The sequence below is a fragment of the Cellulomonas sp. P4_H12 genome, from assembly GCF_056400905.1.
The window spans coordinates 1-6,742 of record NZ_JBFUKJ010000059.1; the positions used below are offsets into that span (position 1 = coordinate 1).

Consider the following 6,742-nt stretch of genomic DNA (forward strand, 5'->3'; position numbering starts at 1 on the left):
ACCGGCGGCATGGCCGCGGCCGGGTCCGCGCCGACCAGCAGCGCGGCGGCGACGAGCACGAGCGCCACGGCACCCCACGCGGCGCCGAGGGCGCTGTCGCGGGACGTCCACGGCTGGTACTGCGACTCCACGGCGTCGGCCACGGCCTCGACGACGTCGTCGTACACGCGGACCTCGGGCTTGCGCGCGCCCGACTCGAGGGTGAGCACCGCGCCGTCCTCGACGCCGGCGGCCAGGAGGCTACGGGCGGAGTCGACGGGCTCACCGTCGGCGCGGACCAGCCGGTAGCCCCCGTACACCGACGCGGCGTCCAGCACACCGAGCGTGCGAGCCAGGCCGGGGACGATCTCCGCGGCCGCCACGTTGCCCGGGACCCCGAGGTCCACCCGGCGGTCCCCGGCGGTCACGGAGACCCGCAGGAGGGTGCCGACGGGCGTCGGGGACGAGCTCGGGTCGGTCATCGGCGTCCTTCGTGTGCGTCGGCGGGCGCCGATCCGCGGGAGGTCGTCGGTCAGCATAACCAAGCGCGTCCGCCGCCGACGCCGCTGGTCGCTGGTCCTCACCGACCGATCCGACGACCTCCTCCAGGCGGGTGAACGCTGTCCACAGTCCGTCGCCCGGGGCGACGGGTGGTGTCCGTTTCGGCTAGGGTCCAGTCGGTTCCGTGGGGAAAATCCCGCGGCTCCGGCACCGCCCGGACGGGGGTGTCCCAAGGTTCGGCCCCGTGTTGCTCGGGGCCGCGTGCAGGGGAGGTGTCATGGCAGCAGAAGTCTCCGCAGCTGATGGTGCGCTCAAGCAGGGCGCGGACGTCGTCGCCCGTTCCCGTGGGGAGCTGCAGCGCGAGCTGAGCTCGCTCGAGGGCAAGCTGGCCGGCATCGGGTCGCACTGGCAGGGCCAGGGCGCCGTCGCGTTCAACCAGCTGATGACGCGCTGGCGCGAGGACGCCACGAAGATCGTCTCGGCGCTCAACGAGTTCGAGTCCAACCTCGTCTCGTCCCAGTCCACCTACACCGCGTCCGACGACGCCCAGCAGTCGGTGTTCTCCCGGCTGTCGGGTCGCCTCGGCTGAACGACGAGGAGCTGACGATGAGCGACCTGAAGGTCAACTTCGGTGGCCTGGCCACCGCCGCCGCCGATATCCAGGCCGGCGCCCGCCAGATCGAGGCCCGCCTGGCCGACATGGACTCCTCGCTGCAGCCGCTGCGCGCGAACTGGTCCGGCGAGGCGGCCTCGTCCTACGAGGCCTCGCGCGCCAAGTGGACCGCCGCGATCGAGGACATGAAGGCGCTGCTCGCCGACGTCGGGCGTGCCGTGTCGACCTCGGGCGAGGACTACCAGTCCACCGAGAAGTCGAACGCCTCGCGCTGGTGAGCCGCCCGCCGGTCCGCTGACGGACCGGCAACCGCACGACCCGTGGCGGTCGCGCACCCCGAGAGGTGGTGCGCGGCCGTCACGGTCAGCACCGCTGCAGGACGGTCAGGGGGATACGCATGGGCACCGACCCAGGCACGCAGACGAAAGGTTCCACGGTGGCCGCAGGGGACATCCAGCTCGAACGTGAGGTCGTCAAGGCGCGCCTCGAGACACTCGTGCGCCTGCAGGAGTACGTCACGATGCTGCGCGGCTCCCTGCACGACCTGCACGCACGCCAGACCACGGGCACGTGGTCCACGGCCGGGCACACGCAGACGTTCGTCAGCGCCTACCGTGCGCAGCTGTCCTCGCTCGACACCGAGCTCAAGCTCATCCACCGGCAGATGGCGGACTACCACGCCGCGCTGCAGTCGAACATGTCGAACCTGGTGAGCACCGACGAGGACGTCCAGGCCCGCCTGATGCAGGTGGCGCAGCGCCTCAACGCGTCCCCGAACGGCGCCACGGCTCCTCCCGGCACCCCGGGCGCCCCCGGCTCCACGCCGGTCGCTCCCGCGAGCACGGCACCGCGCGAGCACGGCGTCGGATGAGGCTGCCCGCACGAGCCGGGGCCGCCACCGCACTGCTGCTCGGCCTGCTCGGCGTCGCCGCCACCGGTGCGCAGGCCGCCGACGACCCCATCCGCGAGCAGGGTCTCTGGTACTACAACCAGACCGGCATGGCCGACATCCACCAGCGGACCACCGGGAGCGGGATCACCGTCGCCGTCATCGACGGCCCGATCAACCCGCAGTCCGCCGACCTGGCCGGCACCGACGTGACCACGCACGAGCCGGCCTTCTGCGCCGAGACGGACGGCGGACCACCGGTCGACGCGGTCACCACGACCCCCGCGGCCGAGCACGCGACGGCCATGTCGACGATCCTGCTCGGCACGGGCGCGGGTGTGGGCGCGCAGCCCGGCACGCTCGGCATCGCGCCCGGCGCGCGCGTGCTGCACTACGTGCAGACCACGGGCGTGCAGGTCTCGGAGGACGGTTCCACGTCGACCTGCTATCCCCCGGCGGGCGTCGAGGGCAGCCCCCTGCGCCAGGCCGTCGACGACGGCGCGAAGATCATCAACATGTCGATCTCCGACGACGACCTGGACTGGGCCGACGTCGCGTACGCGCAGCAGCACGGCGCCATCATCGTCGCGGCGGCGCCGCACGACGGCGGGACCGGGCTGTTCCCGCCGGCCTCCGGCAACGGCGTCGTGGCGGTGGAGTCGATCGGTCCGGACGGCCAGCTGGCCGCCAAGAACAACACCGACCCGCGGCTGACGGTCACCGCGCCGGGCGAGTACTACGCCATGCTCGTCGCCGAGGAGGACTGGACCGTCTACCGGTACACCACGGGGTCCTCGAACGCGACGGCCTTCACGTCCGGCGCCCTCGCGCTCGTCTGGTCGGCCTACCCCACGGCGACCGCGAACCAGATCATCCAGACGCTGATCCGCAACACCGACTCGACCGACCACGAGCTCGGCCGCGACGACTCCTGGGGCTACGGCGCGGTGAACGTCCGGCACATGCTGGAGCACGACCCGACCACGTACCCCGACGTGAACCCGCTGCTCACCGACGACCCGAGCGTGCAGCCGAGCATCGCCGAGATCACCGGCGCACCGACCGCGGCGCCCACGACGGACCCGACCACGACCACGCCGACCGCTGCCGCGCCCGAGAACGACGCGGACAGCAGCACCTCGACGTTCCTCGTCGTCGGCGGGATCCTGGTCCTGCTCGTCGTCGTGGGCATCGTCGTCGGGGTGGTCGTCGCCCGCCGACGCGCCGGGTCCGCACCACCGTCCGCCTGAGCTCCGCCGGTCCGACCGGCACCCGACACACGCACGCACCGCAGGAGGGAACCGAGATGGGACAGCACGCCGACGACCTGAGCGCGTCACTGGACGCCGAGGTCGGTTCGCTGCACGACGACACCGACCAGCTCGGCCTGATCAGCAACGCGGTGAGCACCTACGCCCAGTCGTTGCGGTCCATGGCGACCGACCTCGGCATCGGCGGGGACACGGCCGACGTGGCCGGTGACTCGTTCGCGGCCCTGGCGACGGCGATCGTGAACACGGCCGACCGCTTCGACGGCGTCGCGTCGTCGGCCGCCACCGCCCGCGCGGCGATCCTCCAGGCGCGCGAGGACTACCGTGCGCTGCCCGACGGCGAGCTGAGCGGGGCGGAGAAGGCGGCCATCACGCTGGGCGGGACCATCGCGCTGCCGGGCGTGGGCACGGTGGCCGCGAGCATCGCCGGCAACATCTGGTCCGACCAGCGCGAGCAGGAGCGGGAGAAGGCGGCCCAGAAGGCGCTCGCCACGCTCAACGCGTCCCTGGCGGCCGCGAGCAGCAGCTTCCCCGACGCCACGCACCTCCCCGACGGGCCGACCGACGGCCAGCACCAGGAGGACGGCAAGGGCGAGCGGGTCGGCGGCGCCCCGGTGCAGAGCGCGCCGTCGCTGGGCGGCGGCTCCCCGTCCGCACCCGGCGGGTCGGGCGGCACCCCGACTCTCGGCCCGTCGACGGCCGTCGCCCTGCCGCCGACCATCGGCCACCCTCCGGTCACCACCATCACCCATCCCCCCACCGACACCACCACGACGGGGCCGAGGCCGCCGGTGGTCTCCGCGCCGCCCGTGACACCGCCCGGGACGGGGACCGACACGACCCCCGACGGCGACCTCACCGGCACCCTCCCGGGCACCGACCCGAGCACCCCGTGGAACGGCACCGGCTCGCACGGCGGTGCGGGCGGGGTCGGCCTGGGCGGCAGCGCCGCCGGTGGCGGTGCGCTCGCCGGTGGGCTCGCGGTCGGCGGCACGGCCTTGGGTGCGGCGGGCCTGAACCGGCTCGGCGCGAGCAGCGCCGGGCTCGGCGGTGGCACCGGGGGCGCCAGCGGACTCGGGCTGATGCCGGGCGCGACGKCYGGCGGCGCAGGACTGGGCGGAGGCGCCCGCGGCGGTGCCGGCGCGCTCGGCGGGGCCGTCGGCGCGACCGGTTCGGCCACATCGCCCCAGGGCACCACCGGCGGCGGGTCCGTGCTCTCGGGCTCGCAGACCGGCGCGGCGGGCACTCCGGCGGGCTCGCGGAGCGGGTCGATGATGGCCGGAGGCGCCGGCGGCGCGGGCGGGGGCGGGTCGTCGAAGAGCAAGAAGCGCACCGCGCTCGGCTACCTCGCGCCCGACCTCGGCCTCGACGACGAGGACGGCTCCGTCCCCACGCCGGGCACCGGCGCCAAGGCCGGGTCGCGCGAGGACGGACCGGCGCTCCAGGTGGTCGCGGAGCCGGACGGCGCAGACGAGGGCTGGTAGGACCTCGGCCGGCGGCTCGACGCCGGTCGCGGCGGCCGCTCATCCGTGCGGATGGGCGGCCGTTGCCGTCCGCCGGTTCAGCGGGGCGCGACCGCCCGCACCGTGAAGGTGCGGTCGCCGATGCGCACGGTCGACCCGGAGGGGACGACGACGCGCTGGTCGGGGGCCGCGGGGACGGACTGCCCGCTGGGCAGCACGACGACGGTCCCGTTGCCGGAGCCCGCGTCAGCCACCCAGAACCCCGCGCGGTCGATGCCGAAGCGCGCGTGGGTGCGCGAGAGGCTGCGCTCCGGGTCGTCGATGGCGATGACGTGGTCGCAGCGCTCCCCGGGGACCACCTGCGGCGAGCGGCCCACCAGACCCGGGCCGCTGACGCTCATGGTCTGCCCGGTGTCGAGGGTGACCAGGTACGACGTCGGCACCACGACCGCGGTCGGGGCCGGGGGCGTGGTCACGGTCCGGGACCCCGTGGTCGCGACCGGGGCGACCGACGGCGCCCGGGGACCGCGGACGTCGACGACCACGGACCGGCCCACGTGGTCGTGCCAGCCCTGACCGCGCCCGCTCTTGTCGAACGACGAGGACCCGACCACCAGCCACTGGCCGACGCCCGCCACCAGGTGGCCGGCGGCGAGGACGAGCGCGCGCGGCACGCCGCGGGCCAGGCCGGGCGCGTACGGCGTCTCCTGGCGCGCCGCGCGCAGGCCCAGCAGCACGTTGCCGAAGGTCCGGCCGGTCCGCGACTCCCACACGACGATGCCGATGACGACCTCCGCGGCCGCCAGCGCGGCGAGCACGGCGCTGCTGGTGAGCGCGAGGACCACGCCGCCCACCACCGCGACGCAGACCGTGTCGACGAGGAACGCGAGCAGGCGCTGGCCGACGTTCGCGGCACGGACGCCGTCGAACGCGGGACCGAGCGGCGCCGCGTCGACAGACCCGGCACGGGTGGCGCGCCGTCCGGGCTCCGGGGCCGCGCCGGACGGGACGGCGGTCGGCTGCGCCTGGACCACCACCACGGCGGCGGCGACGGGCGTGCCGCAGCTGGTGCAGAAACGTGCCCCTGGCCGCAGCGGCTTCCCGCACGCCGCGCACGCCTGCTCGGTCTGCACGCTCATCCCGACGTCACCCTCCGCAAGGTCTCGATCACGTCGGCCGCCACGGCGGCGGCCGGGAGGGCCAGCACCACCGCGAGGCCCTCGAGCGTGTCCGCCAGCCGCGACGCGACGACGGACCGCCACCCCCGTCCCAGGACGATCGACAGGACCGTCATCCCGGCGACCAGCACGAGCGCCACCACCGCGACCGGCACCAGCCACGCGGCGTCCGCCGGGGCGGCCGCGGCGAGCTCGACGAGCACCACGGCGGCCGCGGCGCGCGGCACCCACCGACCCACGGCCCCGCGGGCGGACCGCGGTCCGAGGACCAGGGCGAGCGCCACGCAGCCTGCCAGGACGAGCGCGCCGATCCCCGGCACCGTGCCGGGAGTCACCGACGCGAGGACGACCGGTAGGAGCACGGGTGGGACGGACGACAGCACGACGGTGGCGGTCGCCTTCCGGCGCTCGGCGTGCGCCACGGTGAGGCCGACCTGCCGCTGGTTCACGCGTCCCAGCGCGCGCGGGCGCGGTGCGCGGACCGACGCGGCCGTCCGCGAGACGTGCGCGAGGTCGATCAGCTGCTCGTCCGGGACGCTCAGCGAGAGGGTCGGCAGGAGGCGCAGGCCGAGCGGCGTGACCCCCACGAGCACCGCGGCGGCGACGACGGGCGGCAGCGCGGCCAGCAGCACCGCGGACTGGACGCCGGCCGCGAGCGCGACGCCGACGAGGACCACGCCGGCGTCGTCGGCACCCGCGCGAGCGGACCGGGTGGCGACGACCCGGACGCCCGCGACGACCGTGGCGACGACCAGTCCGACCGTCCCGGCGAGCCGGCCGGTCGGCCCGTCGGACGGGCCGATGAGGAGCACGCCGGCCGCGAACCCGAGGGCCGGGCCGGCCAGGGT

General features: G+C 75.4%; 8 protein-coding genes. 5 read left to right on the top strand and 3 right to left on the bottom strand.

Features of this window, described 5'->3' with window-relative positions; genetic code table 11:
* Window positions 1–461, bottom strand: a 461-nt coding sequence (locus tag AC1DQC_RS19615) for an EsaB/YukD family protein (RefSeq protein ID WP_477052908.1), incomplete at its 3' end; no start/stop codon positions are given.
* 296 nt (window positions 462–757) lie between these two features.
* Between AC1DQC_RS19615 and AC1DQC_RS19620 the strand changes: the two genes are divergently transcribed.
* The 5 genes from AC1DQC_RS19620 to AC1DQC_RS19640 all read left to right on the top strand — a co-directional run bounded on the left by AC1DQC_RS19620 (window position 758) and on the right by AC1DQC_RS19640 (window position 4,737).
* The gene (locus tag AC1DQC_RS19620) at window positions 758–1,069 is read left to right on the top strand and encodes a WXG100 family type VII secretion target (protein WP_456826244.1); all 312 of its coding nucleotides are present in this window, start codon (window positions 758–760) and stop codon (window positions 1,067–1,069) included.
* A 17-nt stretch (window positions 1,070–1,086) separates the two neighbouring features.
* Window positions 1,087–1,371, top strand: a complete 285-nt coding sequence (locus AC1DQC_RS19625; RefSeq protein WP_477052909.1) for a WXG100 family type VII secretion target — start codon at window positions 1,087–1,089, stop codon at window positions 1,369–1,371.
* Window positions 1,372–1,529: 158 nt separating this feature from the next.
* Entirely contained in the window at window positions 1,530–1,964 is a 435-nt protein-coding gene (locus tag AC1DQC_RS19630; RefSeq protein WP_477052910.1) for a hypothetical protein, read from the top strand.
* Window positions 1,961–3,232, top strand: coding sequence for a S8 family peptidase (locus AC1DQC_RS19635; RefSeq protein ID WP_477052911.1), 1,272 nt, complete (start codon window positions 1,961–1,963; stop codon window positions 3,230–3,232). Before AC1DQC_RS19630 ends, AC1DQC_RS19635 begins: the two co-directional genes overlap by 4 nt.
* Window positions 3,233–3,288: 56 nt before the next feature.
* Complete coding sequence (locus AC1DQC_RS19640) at window positions 3,289–4,737, top strand: hypothetical protein (protein ID WP_477052912.1); 1,449 nt, start codon at window positions 3,289–3,291, stop codon at window positions 4,735–4,737.
* A 77-nt stretch (window positions 4,738–4,814) separates the two neighbouring features.
* On the opposite strand, the gene AC1DQC_RS19645 is transcribed toward AC1DQC_RS19640, so the two are convergent.
* Window positions 4,815–5,855, bottom strand: a complete 1,041-nt coding sequence (locus AC1DQC_RS19645) for an RDD family protein (RefSeq protein ID WP_477052913.1) — start codon at window positions 5,853–5,855, stop codon at window positions 4,815–4,817.
* Window positions 5,852–6,742 (bottom strand): hypothetical protein (locus AC1DQC_RS19650; protein WP_477052914.1); only part of this gene is annotated, 891 nt, incomplete at its 5' end. The genes AC1DQC_RS19650 and AC1DQC_RS19645, both read right to left, overlap by 4 nt.